Here is a 21717-nt window from a genome sequence, read left to right as displayed (position 1 = left end):
GGGCATCGAGCGTGACATACAAATCAAAGAAGTAGCGCATGACGTTGTCCGAAAACCGCTTCACACTTTTCGGCATCATGCTCTAGCGGAGAATCAGGCATGGCTTCGGCTGCTGAACAACTAGCCTCGAATCTGAACTTTGCGGCTTTCGCCAAGGCGGAGGACCTGAAGAAGCGAATCTGGTTCACCGTCGGCGCGCTGCTCGTCTATCGCCTCGGCACCTATATCCCGCTGCCCGGCATCAATCCGGATGCATTCGCGCAGGCCTTCTCTTCGCAGGCCAAGGGCGTGCTCGGCATGTTCAATATGTTCGCCGGCGGCGCCGTGCAGCGCATGGCGATCTTCGCGCTCGGCATCATGCCTTACATCTCAGCCTCCATCATCATGCAGCTGATGACCTCGGTCATTCCGTCGCTGGAAGCGCTGAAAAAGGAAGGCGAGCAGGGCCGCAAGGTCATCAACCAGTACACGCGCTACGGCACGGTGCTCTTGGCGCTGGTGCAGGCCTACGGCATTTCAGTGGGCCTGGAAGGCGGCAACGGCATCGTCAACGATCCCGGCATGTTCTTCCGCATCTCGACCGTCGTCACGCTGGTTGGCGGCACCATGTTCCTGATGTGGCTGGGCGAGCAGATTACCGCCCGCGGCATCGGCAACGGCATTTCGCTGATCATCTTTTCCGGCATCGTCGCCGGCCTGCCGCGCGCCATCTCCGGCACGCTGGAGCTCGGCCGCACCGGCGCCCTATCGACCGGGCTGATACTCGCGATCATCGTGCTGGCCATCATCGTCATCGCGCTGATCGTGTTCTTCGAGCGCGCGCAGCGCCGCCTGCTGATCCAGTATCCGAAGCGCCAGGTCGGCAACCGCATGTTCCAGGGCGATACCTCGCATCTGCCGCTGAAGCTCAACACGTCGGGCGTCATTCCGCCGATCTTCGCGTCGTCGCTGCTTTTGCTGCCGGCAACGGTCGCCGGCTTCTCGCAGACGACAAACCTGCCGGCCTGGGCAAGCACCGTGCTCGCTTCGCTCGGCCACGGCCAGCCGCTCTACATGCTGTTCTATGCGGCAATGATCGTGTTCTTCGCCTTCTTCTACACGGCCATCGTGTTCAATCCGAAGGACACCGCCGACCAGCTCAAGAAGCATTCCGGCTTCATTCCGGGCTACCGTCCGGGTGAGCGCACTGCCGATTACATCGACTATGTCCTGACGCGCATCACCGTCGTCGGCGCCATCTATCTGGTGCTGGTGTGCCTGCTGCCCGAGTTCCTGATTTCGGCGACTGGCGTACCATTCTACCTCGGTGGCACATCGCTTCTGATCGTGGTCAGTGTAACCCTCGATACGGTGGCGCAGATCCAGGGTCACCTGATCGCGCACCAGTATGAGGGCCTGATCAAGAAGTCGAAGCTGCGCGGGGGGAAGAAGGCCAGATGAGATTGATATTGCTTGGGCCGCCAGGAGCGGGCAAGGGGACGCAAGCACAAAGACTGGTAGAAAAATACGGCATACCGCAGCTGTCGACGGGCGACATGCTACGGGCCGCCGTACAGGCCGGCACTGAAGTCGGCAAGCGCGCCAAGGCGGTGATGGATGCCGGCGAGCTGGTTTCCGACGCCATTGTCAACGCGATCGTGGCCGAGCGCATCGACCAGCCCGATTGCACCAACGGTTTCATCCTCGACGGATATCCGCGCACGCTGGTGCAGGCTGATGCGGTTGAATCGATGCTCGCCGAGCGCGGCATTGGCCTCGATGCCGTGATCGAGTTCGTCGTCGACGACAAAGCGTTGGTCGGCCGCATCGTCAAGCGCGCCGACGACGCCAAGGCCGCCGGACAGCCGGTGCGCAAGGACGACAATCCGGTGGTATTCGAAGAGCGCCTGCGGGAATATTACAAGAAGACGGCGCCGCTGATCGGCTATTATTACGCCAAACGCTCGCTTAGGAGTGTCGACGGCATGGCTCCTGTCGACACCGTGACGGCGGAGATTGAAGCGCTGCTCGCGGCGGTGACGCGGGAGACCGTTACGGTAAAGTAAAGATTGCGCTTGACTGGAACGGTTCGCTGGGTTATGGCGGCCCGTCTTCCTATCAGGCATGAGGCTTGCTTGTCCGCAAGGGCAAGGCAGCCGCATTGAAACTAGGGAACTCCCGCAAGGGCCGGCCTCCACCGGACGCGGGGTAATTTGAACAGCGCCGCGCATGCCTTGTTTTGAAGGCCGGCCGGTCCCACATGGAGAAGAGAAGAATATGGCTCGTATAGCCGGCGTCAACATTCCGACCAACAAGCGCGTCGTCATTGCGCTTCAGTACATTCACGGCATTGGCAAGAAGTTCGCCCAGGAGATCGTCGACAAGGTCGGCATCCCGGCCGAGCGCCGCGTCAACCAACTGACCGACGCGGAAGTGCTGCAGATCCGCGAGACCATCGACCGCGACTACCAGGTCGAAGGCGACCTGCGCCGCGAAGTGTCGATGAACATCAAGCGTCTCATGGACCTCGGCTGCTACCGCGGCCTGCGTCACCGCCGTTCGCTGCCGGTTCGCGGTCAGCGCACGCACACCAATGCACGCACCCGCAAGGGCCCGGCCAAGTCGATCGCCGGCAAGAAGAAGTAAGTGAGCGATAGCGAGTAGCCATTAGCGAGTAGCGGTCCCCTATTCGCTAGTCCCTGCTCACTACTCGCTTTCAAAGGTGGAGCCGCTGGCATTACGGCGGTGTAGAGATCAACTGAAAGGACTATCATGGCCAAGGAAGCCGCTCGTGTTCGCCGTCGCGAACGCAAGAACATCTCGTCGGGCGTTGCCCACGTCAATTCGACCTTCAACAACACGATGATCACCATCACCGACGCGCAGGGCAATTCCATTGCCTGGTCGTCGGCCGGTGCCCAGGGCTTCAAGGGTTCGCGCAAGTCGACCCCGTTCGCCGCCCAGATGGCTGCCGAAGACGTCGCCAAGAAGGCCCAGGAACACGGCATGCGCATGCTCGAAGTCGAGGTCTGCGGACCCGGCTCCGGTCGTGAATCGGCGCTTCGCGCCCTGCAGGCGGCCGGCTTCACCATCACCTCGATCCGTGATGTGACGCCGATCCCGCACAATGGCTGCCGCCCGCGCAAGAAGCGCCGCGTCTAAGACATTACCGAACGCCGCGTGAGCGCCTCAAGGCGCTCCTCCACGGCACTCCAGGTCGCCCGCCACGATTGGATGGTGGCGGGTCAACGGAAGGAAAGCATCATGATCCAGAAAAATTGGCAGGAACTGATCAAGCCGAACAAGATCGAGTTCTCGTCGAAGAAGAAGACGCTGACCACGCTGGTCGCCGAGCCGCTCGAGCGCGGCTTCGGCCTGACGCTCGGCAACGCGCTGCGCCGCGTGCTTTTGTCTTCGCTGCGCGGTGCGGCTGTCACCGCCGTGCAGATCGACGGCGTTCTGCATGAATTCTCGTCGATTGCCGGCGTGCGTGAGGACGTGACCGACATCGTCCTCAACATCAAGGAAATCGCCATCCGCATGGAAGGCGATGGTCCCAAGCGCATGGTCGTTCGCAAGCAGGGCCCGGGTGCGGTTCTGGCTGGCGACATCCAGACGGTTGGCGACGTCGAAATCCTCAACCCGGACCACGTCATCTGCACGCTGGACGAGGGCGCTGAAATCCGCATGGAATTCACCGTCGACACCGGCAAGGGTTACGTGCCGGCCGACCGCAACCGCGCCGAAGACGCGCCGATCGGCCTGATCCCGGTCGACAGCCTGTATTCGCCGGTCAAGAAGGTCTCCTACAAGGTCGAGAACACCCGCGAGGGCCAGGTTCTCGACTATGACAAGCTGACCATGACCATCGAGACCGACGGTTCGATCTCGGGCGAGGACGCGGTGGCATTCGCCGCCCGCATCCTGCAGGACCAGCTTGGCCTGTTCGTCAACTTCGACGAGCCGCAGAAGGAAGTCGCCGCCGAAGCTGTCACCGAGCTCGCCTTCAACCCGGCGCTGCTCAAGAAGGTCGACGAACTCGAGCTTTCGGTGCGTTCGGCCAACTGCCTGAAGAACGACAACATCGTCTACATCGGCGATCTCATCCAGAAGACCGAAGCCGAGATGCTGCGCACCCCGAACTTCGGCCGCAAGTCGCTGAACGAGATCAAGGAAGTGCTCGCGGCGATGGGCCTGCACCTCGGCATGGAAGTGCCGGACTGGCCGCCGGAAAACATCGAAGACCTCGCCAAGCGTTACGAAGACCAATATTGAGCATGAATTTCCAAGGATCGGCGGCGTGGGCCGCTCGATCCGACGGTCATGCGGAAAACCATCAGAGGCCACGGCCTCTTGAACAACTGAAGAAGGAAAAGAGCCATGCGCCACGGTTTTAAAGGCCGCCGCTTCGCCCGAAGCATTAGCCATCGCAAGTCGATGTTCGCCAACCTCGCCGTGTCGCTGCTCGAGCACGAACAGATCGTCACCACCCTGCCGAAGGCGAAGGATTTGCGTCCGATCGTCGAGAAGCTGGTGACGCTCGGCAAGCGCGGCGACCTGCATGCGCGCCGCCAGGTCATTGCCCAGATCGGTAATGAAGGCGTCGTCAAGCGTCTGTTCGACACCATCGCGCCGCGCTACGCCACCCGCAATGGCGGCTATCTGCGCATCATGAAGGCCGGCTTCCGCCACGGCGACAATGCCGCCATGGCAGTCATCGAGTTCGTCGACCGCGACACCTCGGCCAAGGGCGCCGGCGACCGCGCCCGCATCGAGGCCGAAGGCACCGACGAGGAAGCCGCTGCCGCATAAGGCTCGGTTTTTCAGGAATGACTTCAAGGGGCCTTCGGGCCCCTTTTTTGCATTGTCGCGAGGGCATCCTTCGCCAGGCTTTTTTGCCTGCCGGCCAAGTGCTTTTGCACGACAATCGCCGCATTTCAGTGCATTAGCCTTTCATTCTGCACAATCGTCGGGACAATGCCCCCGAACTTGCCTTGGAGGATTCGCGAATGCGCGCCAACCGACTGTCTCTTGTTCTGCTCTTCGCCATGATGGCGTTCGCAGCCGCGCCGACAGTCAGGCAGGCTCTGGCCGAGGACGCCGCCAAGCCAGCCGACCCGGGGCTCTCCGATGTGCTGACCGACCTCCTGCATGGCGTCGAAGGCGAGAACGGCACCTCCGGTCCCGACAAGCGCGTGCCGTTCGGCCGCGAAGAGGTGCAGCTGTCGTTTGCCCCCCTGGTCAAGCAGACGGCGCCGGCCGTGGTCAATGTCTATGCTTCGCAGACGGCCAAGGTCACGTCGCCCTTCGACGGCGATCCTTTCTTCGAGGAATTCTTCGGCCGCGCGCAGCCGCGCGCACAATCCTCGCTCGGCTCGGGCGTGCTGGTCGACCCGAGCGGCGTCGTCGTCACCAATTTCCACGTGATCAAGGATGCCGACGAGGTCAAGGTCGCGACCGCCGACGGGCGCGAATTCACCTCGAAGGTCATGCTCAAGGACGAGACGCTTGACCTCGCCGTGCTCAAGATCACCTCCGACAAGCCGTTCCCGGTGATTGCCATCGGCGATTCCGACGCGCTCGAGGTCGGCGACCTGGTGCTGGCAATCGGCAATCCGTTCGGCGTCGGCCAGACCACCACCAGCGGCATCGTGTCGGCGCTTGCCCGCAGCCATATCGGCGTTTCGGATTCGGGCTACTTCATCCAGACCGACGCCGCCATCAATCCCGGCAATTCCGGCGGCGCGCTGATCAACATGGGCGGCCAGCTGGTCGGCATCAACACCGCCATCTACAGCCGCAGCGGCGGCTCGATCGGCATCGGCTTTGCCATCCCCGCCAACATGGTGCGCGCCTTCGCCGACGCGGCCAAGGCCGGGCTCGATTTCTTCGAGCGGCCCTATATAGGCGCCGAGTTCGAAGCGGTCACACCGCAGATCGCCGAATCGCTTGGCATGGAGAAGCCGACCGGCGCGCTGGTGTCGTCGGTTGAGGAAGCCGGACCGGCGGCCAAGGCAGGGCTGAAGCCCGGCGATGTCGTGCTGCAGCTCAATGGCACGACGGTCGAAGGCATCGAGGCGCTGGATTACCGCATGGCGACCCTGTCGATCGGCACCAAGGCGACCTTCGCCATCCTGAGCAAGGGCCAGCAGGCGACGATGGAGATTGCACTGGAGCGCGCGCCGGAAGGCGCCAAGGCGTCGGAAGTGACCCTGCATGGCCGCAGCCCGTTCTCCGGCGCCAAGGTCGCGGAACTGTCGCCCGGGCTCGCCCAGCGGCTCGGCCTGCGCACCGACCTAAAGGGGGTCACAGTGGTCGACATCAACCGCGATTCGCCGGCCGCCGATTTCGGCTTCCAGCCGGGCGACATCGTGCGCGAGGTGAACGGCACGACGGTCGATACGGCGGCGACACTGGCGCAGCTTGCCCAGCAGGATACACGCTGGTGGCGCTTTACCGTCGAGCGCGGCGGGCAGATACTGCGCCAGGTGTTGCGTTACTGAGGCGATCTTCCCATTTCTGAGGATCGTGCTCCAACCAGAAGACCTAGATGGCCGATCTGTTCAGCGTCGATGAACCGGAAAGAGCGCCGCCCGGCCGGCCTTTGGCCGATCGGCTGCGCCCGAAAAACCTTGGCGAGGTCGTCGGCCAGGAGCATTTGACCGGGCCGGACGGCGCGCTGACGCGGCTGATCAACTCGGGTTCGCTCGGCTCGATGATTTTCTGGGGACCGCCGGGAACCGGCAAAACAACCGTTGCACGGCTGTTGGCCGGTGAGACCAGTCTTGCGTTCGAGCAGATATCGGCGGTGTTTTCCGGCGTCGCGGACCTGAAGAAAGTGTTCGAAGCAGCGAAGCTGCGCCGCACGAATGGCCGCCAGACGCTGCTGTTCGTCGACGAGATCCATCGCTTCAACCGCGCTCAGCAGGATTCGTTTCTCCCGGTCATGGAGGACGGCACCGTCGTGCTGGTTGGCGCCACGACCGAAAATCCGTCCTTCGAGCTGAACGCCGCGCTTTTGTCGCGCGCGCGGGTACTGGTGTTTCACTCGCTGGGCGAGGAGAGCATCGCCAAGCTGATGACGCGCGCGGAGGAGACAGAGGGCAGGGCGCTGCCGCTCGACGAAGAGGCGCGGGCGATGCTCATCCGCATGAGCGATGGTGACGGCCGGGCCTCGCTGACGCTGGCCGAGGAAGTCTGGCGCGCCGCCAAACCCGGCGAGGTTTTTGATCCCGAAGGGTTGCAGCGCATCGTCCAGCGCCGCGCGCCGATTTACGACAAGGGCCAGGACGGCCACTACAATCTGATCTCGGCGCTGCACAAATCGGTGCGCGGGTCCGATCCCGACGCGGCGCTCTACTATCTCGCCCGCATGTTCGACGCCGGCGAGGATCCGCTCTATCTCGGCCGCCGGCTGGTGCGCATGGCGATGGAGGATATCGGGCTCGCCGACCCGCAGGCGCTGGTCGTGGCCAACGCCGCCAAGGACGCATACGACTACCTCGGCTCGCCCGAAGGCGAACTGGCCTTCGCCGAGGCCACCATCTATCTCGCCACCGCGTCCAAATCCAACGCCGTCTATACCGCCTTCAAGGCAGCCACGCGGGCGGCGAAGGAGTTCGGTTCGCTGCTGCCGCCCAAGCACATCCTCAACGCGCCGACCAAGCTGATGAAAGAGGAGGATTACGGCGCCGGCTACCGCTACGATCACGACCAGCCCGATGCCTTTTCCGGCCAGGACTATTTCCCCGAAAAGATGGGCCGGCAGACCTTTTACGATCCGCCCGAACGCGGCTTCGAGCGCGATATCAAGAAACGGCTGGACTATTGGGCAAAGCTGCGCAGCGAGCGGGAAAAATAGGCGCGCGGGACAAACGGGACGAACTCGGCCTGCCCGCGATGAACTGAAATTCTGTCCCCGCCAGTCACAGCAGTGTGATTGTACCGCATGACAAAAAGCCCTATCACGTCGCATGACTCGGCCGGGAGGCTGCCAGGACGGGCGATAATTCGGAACGGGGACAGCGCGCCGCGCGAACAGAAAATGACAAAATCCCTTCGCAAAATGCTTCGCCAGGCTGTGATTGCTGTCCCGCTGCTCGCGCTCGGATTCTATTTCATTCCGATCCTGACCACGATCTGGATCGTCTGCGGCCTGATCGATGTGCTGCGCAACGCCAACAAGGATCTGTCGCTGTTGCGCGGCTATTTCCTCGGCAATGGCATCTTCACCTGGCTGCTGTCGCCCTTCAATCTGGTGGTGGACCTCGTTTGCTACAGGAACCCGGGCGTGTGGAAGCTGGAGCAGTTTCCCGCCGATTATCAGCGCGAGGTCAGCGAGGTTCTTGACGTCTTCAAGGCGCGCAAGGACGAGATCATCGCCGATATCGACGCCAATTTCGGCACCGGTCGTCGCGGCATGTATGTCTATCAGTGGTACGGCAAGCACCGGATCGACAATGTCGCGGAATTCAACAAGGATTTCAAATACATCAAGACCATTGCCGTGTCTGTCTTCAGAGGCAAGGAATCGACTTCCTGGCATTTTGGACCGCTGCGGCTCAGCCTGCGCATCCTCTACAATCTCTTGCCGGTGAAGGCAGAGGTTTTCGTCGAATGCAACGGCGCCAGGAATTACTGGCACGATAACCCGCTCTATATTTTCGACGACACGCTGCTGCACCGATCGGTCAACGAGTATGATGGGCGCCGCTACTGCGTGTTCATGGACATCATCCGCCCGTCGCCGTTCCCCGGTTTCATCGCCGGACTTCTGGCCATCGTTTCGGTCACCGTCGAGCGCATCAATTCCATGTTCTACAAGAACTGGAAGATGATCGGCTCGAGCAAGGCAAAGAAGGTCGAGACGACCTGAGGCGTTGGCCTGAAGGGATTGACCGCACTGCCTTGGCCGGGCAGTAAACGGGCATGTTCAATCTGCTTCTTGTTGTGGTCGGCGGCGGCATCGGCGCCGGCATCCGCCACCTGACCAACATCGGCACCTTGCGCCTCGTCGGCCCCAACTATCCCTGGGGGACGATGGCGATCAACATCGTCGGCTCATTTGCCATGGGATTGTTCATCGCCGCGCTGATGCGGCGCGGCGGTTCCAATGAGCTCCGGCTGTTCGTCGCCACCGGCATCCTTGGCGGCTTCACCACCTTCTCCGCCTTTTCGCTCGATTTCGCGACCCTATGGGAGCGCGGAGCGACGCTGCCGGCGTTGGGATATGCGCTGGCCAGCGTCGTTGGCGCCATTATCGCCCTGTTTCTGGGACTTTGGCTCGCAAGAACCGTTTCATAGTGTTATTGCCCCGCCTGGAGCACGGCGCATCCTCCTGGACGCGCTGCAGAAACTTTGATCTTGCGCATTCCTTTCCGAAAGCCGGAGTAGATTTTCGGGGTCACGCGTTAGAAACGGATAAAGCGAAAATCATGGCAGGCGTAGAACAGATCACGGTGGAGGCCGGCGAGGCGGGCATGCGGCTCGATCGCTGGTTCAAGACCCATTTCCCCGGCCTCGGCTTTGGCCATCTGCAGAAGTTGCTGCGCTCGGGCCAGATCCGCGTCGATGGCAGCCGGGTCAAGGCCGACAGCCGTGTCGAGCCCGGCCAGGTGGTGCGTGTGCCGCCGCTCGAGGTCGACAAGAAGGGCGAGAGTGCGCTTACGGGTTACTCGATCCGCAACCAGGGCGACGCCGATGTGCTGGCCAAGATGCTGATCCACGAAGATCCAAAAGTCTTCGTCTTCAACAAGCCGGCGGGCCTGGCGGTGCAAGGCGGCTCGGGCGTCACCCGCAATGTCGACGACATGCTGGAGGCCTGGCGCAGCCAGAAGGGCGAGAAGCCGCGCCTGGTGCACCGGCTCGACCGCGACACGTCGGGCGTGCTGGTGGTTGCCCGCACCAGGCTTGCGGCGATGAAGCTTTCCGAGTCATTCCGGGCGCGTGAGACCAAGAAGACCTATTGGGCGCTGGTCAAGGGTGTCCCGCCCAAGCGTGAGGACAAGATCTCGACCTGGTTGATCAAGGAGCCGACCGAGGACGGCGACCGCGTGCGCGTGGCAGCCCATGGCGAAAAGGGCGCCGACCACGCCGTGTCCTACTATCGCATCATCGAGCAGGCGGCTCAGACGATGACCTGGCTGGAAATGGAGCCGTACACTGGCCGCACCCACCAGCTGCGCGTTCATGCCGCCTATATCGGCTGCCCGATCCTTGGCGACCCCAAATATTTCGAGGCCGACACCAACTGGGACTTTCCGGGCGGCATTCAAAACCGCCTGCATCTGCATGCGCGCCGCATCGTCATTCCGCACCCGGACAAGGGCGTCATCGACGTCACCGCGCCGATGCCGCCGCATATGCGCCAGAGCTGGAACCTGATCGGCTTCGACGACGCCAGCGCGGAGGACTGACATTGGCCGTTGCCTCGGCATTGGATCGCCGCGATGCGGTCGATCTGGCGGCTGCTTCCATCATGGTCGGGCTGACCTTTTCCTGGGGGCTGAACTACGTCGCCGCCAAGATCTCCTATGCCGGCTTCGACCCGGTTTTCGTCTCGATCGCACGTTCGATCATCGGCGGGCTCTGTGTGCTCGGCTGGTGCTGGCTGCGCGGCATCAGGTTGTTTAAGGCCGACGGGTCGCTTGTCGCCGGCATCATTGTCGGCGTGCTGTTCGGCGTCGAGTTCCTGTGCCTCTATATCGGGCTGGAATACACGACCGTTGCTCGCAACACACTGCTGGTCAACACCATGCCGTTCTGGGTCCTGATCGGCGGCCATTTCCTGCTCGGTGAGCGTATCAACGCGCGCAAGCTTGGCGGGCTCGTTCTCGCCTTCTGCGGCCTGGTGGCGGTGTTTTCCGACGGGATTGCCGGCGGCACCGAGATGACCTTGATGGGCGATCTGCTCAGCCTCGGCTCCGGTATCCTGTGGGCGGCGACCAGCATCGTCATCAAGCGTTCTAAACTGGTCGAGACCAGTGCCGAGAAATTGCTGCTTTATCAGTTGGCCGGTGCGGCCATTGTCGGTGTCCTGGTGATGCCTTTCGCCGGCCCGCCGATCCGCGCGGTCAGTGCCTTGCCGGCATTGGCGCTGCTGTTCCAGTCGCTCTATATAGTTGCCTTCACCTATGTGCTGTGGTTCTGGCTGCTCAGGCGCTATCCGGCATCGGCCCTGTCGAGCTTCGCTTTCCTGTCGCCGGTGTTCGGCGTCCTCTGCGGCGCTATCATTCTGGGCGAGGCGCCGACGACCAGGATCTTTGTGGCGCTTGGGCTGATTGCTGTCGGCCTGATCATCGTCAACCGGCCGGCGCGCAAGCAGGTACCTGGATAGAAAGTTCGACCATGCGTGACATCCTCAACGACCTCGAAGCGGGAAAGCATCTGTCCGATCCGGATCCGGTCCGCCGCGCGCAGATCCAGATGAAGACGCACCTGCCGAAGCGCTTCTACAAGGACGTGTCGGTCGTAGCTGTGGAGGACGGTTTTGCCGTCCACCTCGATGGCAAGCCGGTGCGCACGCCGGGCAAGGCGCTGCTGGCGCTGCCGACCGAAAAGGCCGCCGCCCTGGTCGCCAATGAGTTCGCTGCACAGGGCGAGACCATCGACCCGGTCACGATGCCGGTGTTGCGTCTGGTCAACACCGCCATCGACGGCGTCGCCAGCGACCCGCAGGCGGTGCTGGAGGACGTCTTGCGCTTTGCCTCGTCCGATCTGACCTGCTACCGCGCCGACGCGCCGCAGGGGCTGGTCGAGCGGCAGAACCAGCATTGGGATCCGGTGATCGACTGGGCGAGGGTGACATTAGGGGCTCGGTTCAACCTCGCCGAGGGCATTATCCATGTCGAACAGCCGCGCGAGAGCTTCGCAGTGCTCGGCGCCCATCTTGCCCAGCGTGCCGAGCCGCTGCGGCTGGCCGCAATCCATGTCATGACTTCGCTGACCGGGTCGGCGCTGCTGGCGCTGGCGGTCGATTACGGCGCGCTCGATGGCGACGCGGCTTGGGCCGCCGGCCATGTCGACGAGGACTGGCAGATCGAGCATTGGGGCCAGGATGCCGAGGCTGTCGCACGCCGCTCGGCCCGCAAGCGCGACATGATGGCGGCCGTCGGCCTGCTCGATGCGCTGAAGACCTGATCCTCGGCCTTTTGCCGCACTGCACCTAATACCAAAGTCATAAACCCAAGGTCTGTCTGACTCCGGCGGTCGCTTTCTGTCATTTTTTACGCTGATGGCTGGTTTGAGTCGCGTTCAGAGGGAACGCCGACGATGACGCCCAGCGTCGAAGGCAGACGATTCACGGGAGGACAGTTCAATGGCATTGGCATCGACCGCCGGCGGAGCCAGCCGCGGCATGACACGAGAGGAGAAGAAGGTCATCTTCGCCTCCTCGCTGGGCGCGGTTTTCGAATGGTATGATTTCTATCTCTACGGAGCGTTGGCCGGCGCGATCGGCTTGACCTTCTTCAACTCGTTTCCCGAAAGCACCCGCTACATCTTCACGCTGCTGGTCTTCGCTGCCGGCTTCATCGTGCGCCCGTTCGGCGCGCTGGTGTTCGGCCGCATCGGCGATCTCGTCGGCCGCAAATACACATTCCTTGTCACCATCATGATCATGGGTCTGTCGACTTTCCTTGTCGGCCTGCTTCCGGGCTCAGAGACACTGGGCATTCTGGCGCCGATCCTGTTGATCGCGCTTCGCATGCTGCAGGGCCTGGCGCTTGGCGGCGAGTACGGCGGCGCCGCGACCTATGTCGCGGAACATGCGCCGGACGACCGTCGCGGCTTCTACACCTCATGGATCCAGACGACGGCGACGCTCGGCCTTTTCCTGTCGCTGATTGTCATCCTGCTGGTGCAGAATTCCGTAAGCAAGGACGCCTTCAACGCCTGGGGATGGCGCATTCCGTTCCTGGTCTCGGCTATCCTGCTCGGCATTTCGGTCTGGATCCGGCTGTCGCTTTCGGAATCGCCGACCTTCCTGCGCATGAAGGAAGAGGGCAAGAGTTCCAAGGCGCCGCTGTCGGAAGCCTTCGGCCAGTGGAAAAACGCCAAGATCGCCATCCTGGCGCTGTTCGGCCTCACCGCCGGTCAGGCCGTGGTATGGTACAATGGCCAGTTCTATGCACTGTTCTTCCTGGCCAATGTGCTCAAGGTCGACGCGCAGTCGGTCAACATCATGATCGCCATTGCGCTGGCACTCGGCACGGGCTTCTTCGTCTTCTTCGGCTGGCTGTCCGACAAGATCGGCCGCAAGCCGATCATCATGGCCGGCCTTGCGCTGGCGGTCGTCACCACCTTCCCGCTGTTCAAGGCGTTGACCTGGGCCGCCAATCCGGCGCTCGCCACCGCACAGCAGAACACGCGCGCCACGGTGACGGCGGCTCCGGGAGACTGCAACTTCCAGTTCAACCCGACCGGAACACGCGTACCGGTCAGTTCGTGCGATATCGCGACCGATTTCCTTGCCAAGAACTCGGTGCCTTACGACATCGTCTCGACGGCGGCGGCGGGGACCCCGGCGAGTGTCATGATCGGCAGCGAAACCGTGGCGTCTTATGATGCCAAGGCCGCGGGCGACAAGAAGGCTGCCAGCGACGCTGCCTTCAAGAAGGGTATCAACCTCGCGCTTCAGAGTGGCGGTTATCCGCTGAAGCGTGCTGCCGCCAAGGTTGCCGACCAGAAGCTCGACGCCTTTGTCGCGGCCAATCCTGAACTGAAGCTCGACGCGGCAGCCATCCGCGCAGGCGAGAAGACCGCAGTCCCGACCGAACAGGCGATCAAGGACAAGGTGCTGACCAAGGATGAGGCCGCGGGCGCCACCGAGGTGACCGTCTACAGCGTTCCGGCAGCGGGCGCGTTCGCGATGTTTGCCGACCCCGCACAGGTCAACTGGGCCAAGGTCATCGGCATCCTGTTCATCCTGGTCCTCTACGTGACCATGGTCTATGGGCCGATCGCGGCGATCCTGGTCGAGATGTTCCCGACCCGCATCCGCTACAGCGGCATGTCACTGCCCTATCACATTGGCAATGGTTGGTTCGGCGGGCTGCTGCCCGCGATCGTGTTCGCGTTCAGCGCCTACAAGGGCGATATCTACTATGGCCTTTGGTATCCGGTGGTGATCGCGGCGGTGACGCTGATCATCGGCATGATCTTCGTCAGGGATACGCTCGGCACCGACCTGCATACCAAGCAGTAGCCGACAGGTCTGTGTCATACAAAAAACCCGGCGCGAGCGATCGCGCCGGGTTTTTGATTTGTGGGCCTGTTCGATCTATCAGCGCGGAAGACGCCTAGCTCTTGCGAGGCTGTTCGGCCTCCGCAATGGCGGCCTCATGATACCAGGCCTCGCCATGGGCAAGCGGGTGATCGCGCAGCGAAGCAAGCTCTGCCGCAAACTTGGCCTTTACGCCTAAATTTGAGGCAGTTACACGCGATGCCGCCGGGAACATCAGGATTTTGGCCGACGGACGGGCTGAGGTGATTTCCATGGTCGGTCTCCTTTCTTCTGGAGAGGCTCTTCGATTCATCTTTCCATCAAGGTAGGTCCTGCAATCCTTTTAGGCAAGATGCCTAAAGAAAGATCGGCATTTGCCTGTTATTTAAGCAAATTCTGCCTTTGATTGATCCGGGCGCATTGCTTAGGCGGCTTGCCATCACCGGCGGGATAAAAGGGCATTTTTGCCGCACCCTGACCAACTGAAGTGGCACACGATTTGCATTTTATCGACCGGCAGCTGGGCTGCTGGATGGCTCGGCGCGCCGGCGTCATCCAGGTTCGGTGATCAAGCAACGAGAGGCTCTAGAATGACGAAATACAAGCTCGAGTATATCTGGCTCGATGGTTACACGCCGGTCCCCAATCTTCGCGGCAAGACCCAGATCAAGGAGTTCGCCGAGTTCCCGACGCTCGAGCAGCTGCCGCTGTGGGGCTTCGACGGTTCTTCGACGCAGCAGGCCGAAGGCCACAGCTCCGACTGCGTGCTGAAGCCGGTCGCCGTATTCCCGGACCCGGCCCGCAGCAATGGCGTGCTGGTGATGTGCGAAGTGATGATGCCCGATGGCGTGACGCCGCATGTGTCCAACAAGCGCGCCACCATCCTCGACGACGAGGGCGCCTGGTTCGGCTTCGAGCAGGAGTATTTCTTCTACAAGGACGGCCGTCCGCTCGGCTTCCCCGAGAGCGGCTATCCGGCGCCGCAGGGCCCGTACTACACCGGCGTCGGCTATTCGAATGTCGGCCCGATCGCGCGCCAGATCGTCGAGGAGCATCTCGACCTCTGCCTCGCAGCAGGCATCAACCATGAAGGCATCAACGCCGAAGTGGCCAAGGGCCAGTGGGAATTCCAGATTTTCGGCAAAGGCTCCAAGAAGGCCGCCGACCAGATGTGGATGGCCCGCTATCTCTTGCAGCGCCTGACCGAAAAATACGAGATCGACATCGAGTATCACTGCAAGCCGCTCGGCGACACCGACTGGAACGGCTCGGGCATGCACGCCAACTTCTCGACCGCCTATATGCGCGAAGTCGGCGGCAAGGCCTATTTCGAAGCGCTGATGGCTCAATTCGACAAGAACCTGATGGACCACATCGCCGTCTACGGCCCGGACAACGACAAGCGCCTGACCGGCAAGCATGAGACCGCGCCGTGGAACCGCTTCAGCTACGGCATCGCCGACCGCGGCGCCTCGATCCGCGTGCCGCATTCCTTCGTCAACAATGACTACAAGGGTTACCTGGAAGACCGCCGCCCGAACTCGCAGGGCGACCCCTACCAGATCGCTTCGCAGATCCTGAAGACCATCGCGGAGGTTTCGACCAGCGCCCAGGTTTCGGCGGCCGCCTAAGCATCTATAGCGGCGCAGGCTTCATAAGCCTGCGCCGTAGCCTGCTGCTACCACGTCTACGGTCTGCTATTGGTCAAACAAAAACCCCGGCGTCTGAACTGACGCCGGGTTTTTCCTTGTCGCTGAGGCTTATCGTTCAGACCGAATAGTACATGTCGTATTCGACCGGATGCGGGGTCATTTCGAAGCGCATCACTTCGGCCATCTTGAGCTCGATGTAAGAGTCGATCTGGTCGTCGTCGAACACGCCGCCGGCCTTCAGGAAGCCGCGGTCCTTGTCCAAGCTTTGCAGCGCTTCGCGCAGCGAACCGCAGACGGTCGGGATCTTCTTCAGTTCCTTCGGCGGCAGGTCGTAGAGATCCTTGTCCATCGGCTGTCCCGGGTGGATCTTGTTCTTGATGCCGTCGAGGCCGGCCATGAGCATGGCGGCGAAAGCGAGGTAGGGGTTCGCGCCCGGATCGGGGAAGCGGACCTCGACGCGCTTGGCCTTCGGCGACGAGCCGAACGGAATGCGGCAGGAGGCCGAACGGTTGCGCGCGGAGTAGGCGAGCAGAACCGGTGCTTCATAGCCAGGCACAAGGCGCTTGTAGGAGTTGGTCAGCGGGTTGGTGAAGGCGTTGATCGCCTTGGCGTGCTTGATGATGCCGCCGATGTAGAACAGGCACGACTCCGACAGGCCGGCATATTCATTGCCGGCGAAGGTCGGCTTGCCGTTCTTCCAGATCGACTGGTGGACATGCATGCCCGAGCCGTTGTCGCCGAAGATCGGCTTCGGCATGAAGGTGGCCGTCTTGCCATAGGCGTTGGCGACCTGGTGCACGACATATTTGTAGATGAGCATCTTGTCGGCGTTGCGGACCAGCGTGTCGAACTTGATGCCGAGCTCGTGCTGGGCAGCGGCAACCTCGTGATGGTGCTTTTCGACGCGCACGCCCATTTCGGCGAGCACGGTCAGCATTTCGGAGCGCATGTCCTGCGCGCTGTCGATCGGCGGCACAGGGAAATAGCCGCCCTTGACGCGCGGGCGGTGGCCGAGATTGCCGGTCTCGTAATCGGTGTCGTCGTTGGACGGCAGTTCGGTCGAGTCCAGCTTGAAGCCGGTGTTGTAGGGATCGGCCTTGTACTTGACGTCGTCGAAGACGAAGAACTCGGCTTCGGGGCCGACATAGATGGTGTCGCCGATGCCTTCGGCCTTCATGTAGGCCTCGGCCTTCTTTGCAGTGCCGCGCGGATCGCGGTTATAGGATTCGCCGGAGACCGGATCGAGAATGTCGCACAGGATGACCATGGTCGACTGGGCGAAGAACGGATCCATGTGGACGGTGTCCGCATCGGGCATCAGCACCATGTCGGACTCGTTGATCGCCTTCCAGCCGGCGATCGAGGAGCCGTCGAACATGACGCCGTCGGCGAACATGTCTTCCTCGACCTCGATGACATCCATCGTCACGTGCTGCAGCTTGCCCTTCGGATCGGTGAAGCGCAGGTCGACGAATTTCACGTCGTTGTCCTTGATCTGCTTCATGATGTCTTTGGCTGTCGTCATGTCGTTTCTTCCCTGTGTGATGACGTTTCGAGGAGACGTTAATCTGAAATCAGAAAGCTCAGACGGCGTCCATCCCCGTTTCGCCGGTACGGATGCGAACGACCTCCTCGATGTTGGAGACGAAGATCTTGCCGTCGCCGATGCGGCCGGTCTGCGCCGCCTTGCGGATGGCTTCGATGGCGCCTTCAACGGCGTCGTCGCCCAGCACGACTTCGATCTTCACCTTGGGCAGGAAGTCGACGACATATTCGGCGCCGCGATAGAGTTCGGTATGGCCTTTCTGGCGGCCAAAGCCCTTGGCCTCGGTCACGGTAATGCCTTGCAGACCGGCCTCCTGAAGCGCTTCCTTCACTTCGTCTAGCTTGAACGGCTTGATGATCGCTTCGATCTTTTTCATGTAAAAAGTGGCCTCCACTGCCAAAAAAACGGGTTGTGCGCCCCGCTTGCGCCTCCATCAAGCACGAACTGTGCCAATTTCAGCCCACGCGAAGCGGTTTCGCGCAATTCCAATGCCGCGCCGCGCCGGGATGCACATTCGCGTCATCCTCTGCTTCGGCTGCGGCAAAGCTGCCCGAAGCCTACACATTGCCGCTTCGGGCGTCTGCACGATAATTAGGCAGATTGCGCATTTTGCAGGCCCGCGCGGATCCGTGGCACCAGTCTGCGAAAGGATTGGCCGCACGCCAACGCAGCACCTGGCCGTTTGCTTCGAATCCGAAACTGGACAATGCTCGATAGGGACAAAGGGGTCGGCCTTGAACGAAATGCGGATCGGCAATCCATGAGCAATGAAGTCCTGTCGCCGGCCGAGATGGGCGAGGCCGACCGGCTGGCGATCGCGGCCGGTCCGCTCGACGGCTATGGCCTGATGCAGCGCGCCGGCGAAGCGGTCGCTGCTGTGGTCCTGGCACGCTATCCCGCAGCAAGCCGCGTGCACGTGCTGTGCGGCCCCGGCAATAATGGTGGCGACGGCTATGTTGTAGCGCGGTTGCTGGCCGAGGCTGGTGTGAATGTGGCGCTCTGGGCCGAAGGCAAGCAGAAGCCCGGGAGTGATGCGGCGCGAGCTTCCGAGGCCTGCAATCTGCCGGTCGAGCACATCGGACACTGCTACCCGGAACCGGGTGAAGTCGTCGTGGACGCGCTCTATGGTGCGGGATTGTCGAAGAAGATATCCCTGCATGCCTCTGCCGTCTCAGGATTGGCCGCGGCGGAGCGCGTGCCTGTGGTGTCAATCGATCTGCCTTCTGGTGTGTCGGGCGAGACCGGCTTGAGCAACGCTTATTTCAAGGCCGACGTGACGGTGACGTTCGTGCGGAAAAAGCCCGGCCATCTGCTGATGCCGGGGCGCAGCCTCTGCGGCGAGATCATCGTCGCCGATATCGGCATTCCGGATGCGATCGTCGATGAGTTCAAGATCAAGACGTTCGAGAACACGCCTGACTTCTGGCTATACAGTTTTCCGAAAACGGCGGTCGATACACATAAGTATAAGCGCGGCCACGTCAGCGTCTTTTCCGGCGGGCCGAGCGCGACAGGTGCGGCGCGGCTGTCGGCGATGGCTGCAGCCAGAGCCGGGGCAGGGGCGGTGACCGTGCTCTCGCCTGAAAATGCCATGCAGGTAAACGCCGCGCATCTGACATCGATCATGCTGCGCGAGGCCGGTTCGATGGAGGAAGTGCAGGAATTTTTGTCGGCGAGGCACCCCGAAGTACTTGTGTTCGGACCAGGGCTCGGGCCGAAACCCAAGGTGGGGGATTTCGCGTTGCAATTGATCGCGACGGTCGCTGACCTAAACCGCATGTCGACGAGTTCATTCGGAATTCAGCGCCCTGCCATTGTCTTGGATGCTGACGCCATCACGTCATTGGCGCATCAGCCTCAGGCCCTGTTCGACGCCGCGCTGCTCCCGTTGGCGCCGGTATTGGTGCTGACGCCGCATGAGGGCGAATTCGCCAGACTTTTTCCCGACATCGCGAAGGACAAGAAGCAGTCGAAACTCGCCAAGGCGCGCGCAGCCGCTGAACGAGCCACCGCCATCATGGTCTACAAGGGCGCCGACACCGTCATCGCGGCGCCGGACGGCCGCGCGGTGATCAACGCCAATGGTGCACCATGGCTCGCCACCGCCGGTTCCGGCGACGTGCTGGCGGGCATTGTCGCCGCGCTGCTGGCGCAGGGCATGCAGGCATTCGAGGCCGCCTGCGCAGCGGTCTGGATACACGCCGAGGCCGGCAGCCGCTTTGGACCGGGTCTGATCGCCGAGGATCTCCCGCTGGCACTGGTGCCGGTGCTGCGTGAACTGGTCGATGCACGGCAGAAGGTGGCGATCAGATGAAGCATTTCGCGTTCGTCGTTGCGGCCATCATCGCGCTGTTCGCGTCACATGGCGTGCGTGCTCAAGAGCCCGTGACCATCGTCGACGATCCGGCGGTGCTCGCCGCCCTCGATGTCAAGGGTTTTGGCTTCGCCCGCATTTTCGCCGTCGACGGCCCGGACGATCTGAAGACGCTCTACAGTGAGGCGCCGGCCTATCATGCTGTTGTCGACATGGTGGCGGCCGATATTGCCGCGCTGCGGGCAGAGATCAAGGCCGGCGGGCGTACGCTCTACGAGGTGACCGACGGCAATGTCGGCCGCATCATGGACATGCGCTGGCTGAAGACCGAGGCCGCACGCTTCCGCCTGGTCGGGGTCGTCAACCGGCTCGACCGGCGCGATTTCGCCGCCCTGCAAGGCGACAAGAGTTGCGGCGAGGTGCGCTTTGTCTATCGCCTGGCCTACAGTTTCCGCAAGAACGGCAAGGTTTTGGCCTCGCGGCTCCCGTTCAACTTCAACGCCGTCTACAGCGTAGCTCCGGATGCCGATGGCGGTTGCGTCGGCGTTGCCGGACGCTGGACGCCGCAGCTGGACGAGAGTGTCGACGCCGGCTGGCTGGCCGGCGGGCCGCTGGCACCGGAGGAACTGACTTTCAAGCAGCTCGAGCTCAACGCGCAGGTGGTGCGTTTCCCCTCCGGACAGGAGACCGAGTTCGGCGGGCAGGCTGCCTACCTCATGCGCATCTTCGGCATCGATGGCGCTGCCATCAGCGAGAAGCCGCTGGAGAATACGCCTGACGTTGCGCGGCTCTCGGATGATGCCGCACTGAAGAAAGGGCTCGCCGACTACGTCAGCGCCAATGTCGCGGCCGTCGATCTCGGCGTCTACGAAATCCCCGACGAATTCCTGGCCAAGAAAATCATCTCGTGGTCGACCTTCGGCAGCGCGAGACGGGCCAACCATCCGTTCACGCCGCTGTTCCAGCCAGCGGATTTCGCCGGCTTGGACTATGCGGCGCTAAAGCTGGTGCGGACACCGGAGGCGCTGGTCGAGCGGCTGGACAATGGCGCCTGCCAGGGCTGCCACCAGGCGGGCTCGACGGCCGGCTTTCACTTCATCGGCCTCGACGACAAAACGACGTCGCCTCTCAACCGGATCGAGGTCGGCATCTCGCCGCATCTCCATGCCGAGATTCCGCGACGTGAGGCCTGGCTGCGCGCGACGGAAGAAGGCAAGGAGCCGAATCGCTACCGGCCGCTGTCCTTCGCGCCGCCAGCGACATGGACCGATGCCGGCGATGTCGACTACGCCCCGGCCGAGATGGCGATGCCGTGCCTGATGCCGGATGATGCAAAACGCTTCGGCGCGACCTGGCAATGCGGTGGCGGCACCGTCTGCACGCCGCTCGCGACGGCTTCAGGCGTGCATACCGCGTTGGCGCAATGTCTGTTGCCCACGGACAGTCCAAAGATGTTTTCGGGCCATCCCTGCCTGGCCGGGTCGATCGCCAGCAACCCGTCTCAGCCGTTCAACGACCGCTACAAGATCACCGGCCAGTTCGCGGCGTTTGCGCCGACCTTTTCGCGGACCGCCTACACCTGCCGGCCACCGAAAATCGGCGTACCGGCAGGCATCGCTTATCGCGCCTGCGACGACAAGGACCGCAGCTTCGCCGCATTCAAGACGGGCAAGCCGATGCCATCGGAAATTTGCGGCATGGTCGGCGGCAAGAAATTCGACACCTGCGTCGCCACCAACAATTTCGACCAGTGCCTCGGCGGCGCGGTCAACCGCGGCAACCGTCCAGCCTGCTCGGCTGATCATTTCTGCCGCGAGGACTATATGTGCCAGTCGCTGCCGCCGGACACGCCGGGTGCTGCCAAGGTGAAAGGCATCGGCTACTGCTCGCCGACCTATTTCATCTTCCAGATGCGCATCGACAACCACGCAACGCCTTGGGCGACCGCGACCAGCGCCCCCAGGGATGCGGGGTTCGGCGCGGCGGAAGAGGAGTGAGCCTGCGA

20 protein-coding genes are annotated in these 21717 nt (G+C 62.3%); 17 read left to right on the top strand and 3 right to left on the bottom strand.

The features are described 5' to 3' along the window. Nucleotides 1–99: 99 nt before the first annotated feature. The 14 genes from secY (at nucleotide 100) to NKH38_RS18735 (ending at nucleotide 14182) form a co-directional block, all read left to right on the top strand. Nucleotides 100–1440: a preprotein translocase subunit SecY gene (secY, locus tag NKH38_RS18800; RefSeq protein ID WP_023672761.1), complete on the top strand. Its 1341-nt coding sequence runs from the start codon at nucleotides 100–102 to the stop codon at nucleotides 1438–1440. Beyond that, nucleotides 1437–2045 (top strand): adenylate kinase, encoded by a 609-nt coding sequence (locus tag NKH38_RS18795; RefSeq protein WP_023701778.1) that lies wholly within the window; start codon nucleotides 1437–1439, stop codon nucleotides 2043–2045. The genes secY and NKH38_RS18795 overlap by 4 nt, the downstream gene beginning before the upstream one ends. A 211-nt stretch (nucleotides 2046–2256) precedes the next feature. Next, nucleotides 2257–2625 carry a 30S ribosomal protein S13 gene (rpsM, locus tag NKH38_RS18790; protein WP_006205445.1) on the top strand — a complete coding sequence of 123 codons (369 nt, stop codon included), beginning with the start codon at nucleotides 2257–2259 and terminating at the stop codon, nucleotides 2623–2625. A gap of 126 nt (nucleotides 2626–2751) precedes the next feature. After that, nucleotides 2752–3141, top strand: a complete 390-nt coding sequence (gene rpsK / locus NKH38_RS18785; protein WP_006205444.1) for a 30S ribosomal protein S11 — start codon at nucleotides 2752–2754, stop codon at nucleotides 3139–3141. A gap of 102 nt (nucleotides 3142–3243) precedes the next feature. After that, on the top strand, nucleotides 3244–4254 hold the full coding sequence (locus NKH38_RS18780; protein ID WP_023730669.1) for a DNA-directed RNA polymerase subunit alpha: 1011 nt from the start codon (nucleotides 3244–3246) through the stop codon (nucleotides 4252–4254). Between the two features lie 105 nt (nucleotides 4255–4359). Beyond that, nucleotides 4360–4791 (top strand): 50S ribosomal protein L17, encoded by a 432-nt coding sequence (gene rplQ, locus NKH38_RS18775; RefSeq protein WP_023682598.1) that lies wholly within the window; start codon nucleotides 4360–4362, stop codon nucleotides 4789–4791. Nucleotides 4792–4988: 197 nt separating this feature from the next. Further along, entirely contained in the window at nucleotides 4989–6482 is a 1494-nt protein-coding gene (locus NKH38_RS18770; RefSeq protein ID WP_352762079.1) for a DegQ family serine endoprotease, read from the top strand. Between the two features lie 47 nt (nucleotides 6483–6529). Next, a complete protein-coding gene (locus tag NKH38_RS18765) occupies nucleotides 6530–7840 on the top strand; it encodes a replication-associated recombination protein A (protein ID WP_352762080.1) in 1311 nt (436 codons plus the stop codon). Between the two features lie 183 nt (nucleotides 7841–8023). Further along, nucleotides 8024–8854, top strand: a complete 831-nt coding sequence (locus NKH38_RS18760; RefSeq protein ID WP_023730667.1) for an aspartyl/asparaginyl beta-hydroxylase domain-containing protein — start codon at nucleotides 8024–8026, stop codon at nucleotides 8852–8854. 53 nt (nucleotides 8855–8907) lie between these two features. Beyond that, nucleotides 8908–9282 (top strand): fluoride efflux transporter CrcB, encoded by a 375-nt coding sequence (gene crcB / locus NKH38_RS18755; protein ID WP_023672768.1) that lies wholly within the window; start codon nucleotides 8908–8910, stop codon nucleotides 9280–9282. Nucleotides 9283–9413: 131 nt separating this feature from the next. Continuing rightward, nucleotides 9414–10394 carry an RluA family pseudouridine synthase gene (locus tag NKH38_RS18750; protein ID WP_023691252.1) on the top strand — a complete coding sequence of 327 codons (981 nt, stop codon included), beginning with the start codon at nucleotides 9414–9416 and terminating at the stop codon, nucleotides 10392–10394. Between the two features lie 62 nt (nucleotides 10395–10456). After that, a complete protein-coding gene (locus tag NKH38_RS18745) occupies nucleotides 10457–11314 on the top strand; it encodes a DMT family transporter (protein WP_081726945.1) in 858 nt (285 codons plus the stop codon). Between the two features lie 11 nt (nucleotides 11315–11325). After that, complete coding sequence (locus tag NKH38_RS18740; protein WP_352762081.1) at nucleotides 11326–12117, top strand: ATP12 family chaperone protein; 792 nt, start codon at nucleotides 11326–11328, stop codon at nucleotides 12115–12117. 178 nt (nucleotides 12118–12295) lie between these two features. After that, complete coding sequence (locus NKH38_RS18735; protein WP_023701772.1) at nucleotides 12296–14182, top strand: MFS transporter; 1887 nt, start codon at nucleotides 12296–12298, stop codon at nucleotides 14180–14182. 94 nt (nucleotides 14183–14276) lie between these two features. Here the strand turns inward: NKH38_RS18735 and NKH38_RS18730 are convergent, their stop codons facing one another. Beyond that, nucleotides 14277–14474 carry a DUF2735 domain-containing protein gene (locus NKH38_RS18730; RefSeq protein WP_023691255.1) on the bottom strand — a complete coding sequence of 66 codons (198 nt, stop codon included), beginning with the start codon at nucleotides 14472–14474 and terminating at the stop codon, nucleotides 14277–14279. 316 nt (nucleotides 14475–14790) lie between these two features. Between NKH38_RS18730 and NKH38_RS18725 the strand changes: the two genes are divergently transcribed. Next, complete coding sequence (locus tag NKH38_RS18725; RefSeq protein ID WP_023691256.1) at nucleotides 14791–15831, top strand: glutamine synthetase beta-grasp domain-containing protein; 1041 nt, start codon at nucleotides 14791–14793, stop codon at nucleotides 15829–15831. A 136-nt stretch (nucleotides 15832–15967) separates the two neighbouring features. On the opposite strand, the gene glnA is transcribed toward NKH38_RS18725, so the two are convergent. Next, the gene (glnA, locus tag NKH38_RS18720) at nucleotides 15968–17377 is read right to left on the bottom strand and encodes a type I glutamate--ammonia ligase (RefSeq protein ID WP_023672775.1); all 1410 of its coding nucleotides are present in this window, start codon (nucleotides 17375–17377) and stop codon (nucleotides 15968–15970) included. Between the two features lie 58 nt (nucleotides 17378–17435). After that, complete coding sequence (locus tag NKH38_RS18715; protein ID WP_006205430.1) at nucleotides 17436–17774, bottom strand: P-II family nitrogen regulator; 339 nt, start codon at nucleotides 17772–17774, stop codon at nucleotides 17436–17438. A gap of 384 nt (nucleotides 17775–18158) precedes the next feature. On the opposite strand from NKH38_RS18715, the gene NKH38_RS18710 reads away from it, so the two are divergent. After that, the gene (locus NKH38_RS18710) at nucleotides 18159–19712 is read left to right on the top strand and encodes an NAD(P)H-hydrate dehydratase (protein WP_352762082.1); all 1554 of its coding nucleotides are present in this window, start codon (nucleotides 18159–18161) and stop codon (nucleotides 19710–19712) included. Further along, nucleotides 19709–21709 carry a hypothetical protein gene (locus NKH38_RS18705; protein WP_352762083.1) on the top strand — a complete coding sequence of 667 codons (2001 nt, stop codon included), beginning with the start codon at nucleotides 19709–19711 and terminating at the stop codon, nucleotides 21707–21709. Before NKH38_RS18710 ends, NKH38_RS18705 begins: the two co-directional genes overlap by 4 nt. The last annotated feature ends 8 nt before the right edge of the window (nucleotides 21710–21717 follow it).

The organism is Mesorhizobium sp. M1078 (assembly GCF_040318615.1).
Taxonomy (GTDB): Bacteria; Pseudomonadota; Alphaproteobacteria; order Rhizobiales; family Rhizobiaceae; genus Mesorhizobium.
Note: the sequence above shows the minus strand (reverse complement) of the source record. Positions and strands in the feature narration are given on the sequence as shown.

What these genes read in the sequence shown, in the direction of transcription:
- NKH38_RS18750 (WP_023691252.1), top strand. Translation starts at nt 9,414, where the DNA reads ATGGCAGGCGTAGAACAGATCACGGTGGAGGCCGGCGAGGCGGGCATG.
- rpsK (WP_006205444.1), top strand. Translation starts at nt 2,752, where the DNA reads ATGGCCAAGGAAGCCGCTCGTGTTCGCCGTCGCGAACGCAAGAACATC.
- NKH38_RS18725 (WP_023691256.1), top strand. Translation starts at nt 14,791, where the DNA reads ATGACGAAATACAAGCTCGAGTATATCTGGCTCGATGGTTACACGCCG.
- NKH38_RS18715 (WP_006205430.1), bottom strand. Translation starts at nt 17,774, where the DNA reads ATGAAAAAGATCGAAGCGATCATCAAGCCGTTCAAGCTAGACGAAGTG.
- NKH38_RS18760 (WP_023730667.1), top strand. Translation starts at nt 8,024, where the DNA reads ATGACAAAATCCCTTCGCAAAATGCTTCGCCAGGCTGTGATTGCTGTC.
- rplQ (WP_023682598.1), top strand. Translation starts at nt 4,360, where the DNA reads ATGCGCCACGGTTTTAAAGGCCGCCGCTTCGCCCGAAGCATTAGCCAT.
- NKH38_RS18730 (WP_023691255.1), bottom strand. Translation starts at nt 14,474, where the DNA reads ATGGAAATCACCTCAGCCCGTCCGTCGGCCAAAATCCTGATGTTCCCG.
- NKH38_RS18740 (WP_352762081.1), top strand. Translation starts at nt 11,326, where the DNA reads ATGCGTGACATCCTCAACGACCTCGAAGCGGGAAAGCATCTGTCCGAT.
- glnA (WP_023672775.1), bottom strand. Translation starts at nt 17,377, where the DNA reads ATGACGACAGCCAAAGACATCATGAAGCAGATCAAGGACAACGACGTG.
- NKH38_RS18745 (WP_081726945.1), top strand. Translation starts at nt 10,457, where the DNA reads ATGGTCGGGCTGACCTTTTCCTGGGGGCTGAACTACGTCGCCGCCAAG.
- NKH38_RS18770 (WP_352762079.1), top strand. Translation starts at nt 4,989, where the DNA reads ATGCGCGCCAACCGACTGTCTCTTGTTCTGCTCTTCGCCATGATGGCG.
- crcB (WP_023672768.1), top strand. Translation starts at nt 8,908, where the DNA reads ATGTTCAATCTGCTTCTTGTTGTGGTCGGCGGCGGCATCGGCGCCGGC.
- rpsM (WP_006205445.1), top strand. Translation starts at nt 2,257, where the DNA reads ATGGCTCGTATAGCCGGCGTCAACATTCCGACCAACAAGCGCGTCGTC.
- NKH38_RS18710 (WP_352762082.1), top strand. Translation starts at nt 18,159, where the DNA reads ATGAGCAATGAAGTCCTGTCGCCGGCCGAGATGGGCGAGGCCGACCGG.
- NKH38_RS18780 (WP_023730669.1), top strand. Translation starts at nt 3,244, where the DNA reads ATGATCCAGAAAAATTGGCAGGAACTGATCAAGCCGAACAAGATCGAG.
- NKH38_RS18705 (WP_352762083.1), top strand. Translation starts at nt 19,709, where the DNA reads ATGAAGCATTTCGCGTTCGTCGTTGCGGCCATCATCGCGCTGTTCGCG.
- NKH38_RS18795 (WP_023701778.1), top strand. Translation starts at nt 1,437, where the DNA reads ATGAGATTGATATTGCTTGGGCCGCCAGGAGCGGGCAAGGGGACGCAA.
- NKH38_RS18735 (WP_023701772.1), top strand. Translation starts at nt 12,296, where the DNA reads ATGGCATTGGCATCGACCGCCGGCGGAGCCAGCCGCGGCATGACACGA.
- secY (WP_023672761.1), top strand. Translation starts at nt 100, where the DNA reads ATGGCTTCGGCTGCTGAACAACTAGCCTCGAATCTGAACTTTGCGGCT.
- NKH38_RS18765 (WP_352762080.1), top strand. Translation starts at nt 6,530, where the DNA reads ATGGCCGATCTGTTCAGCGTCGATGAACCGGAAAGAGCGCCGCCCGGC.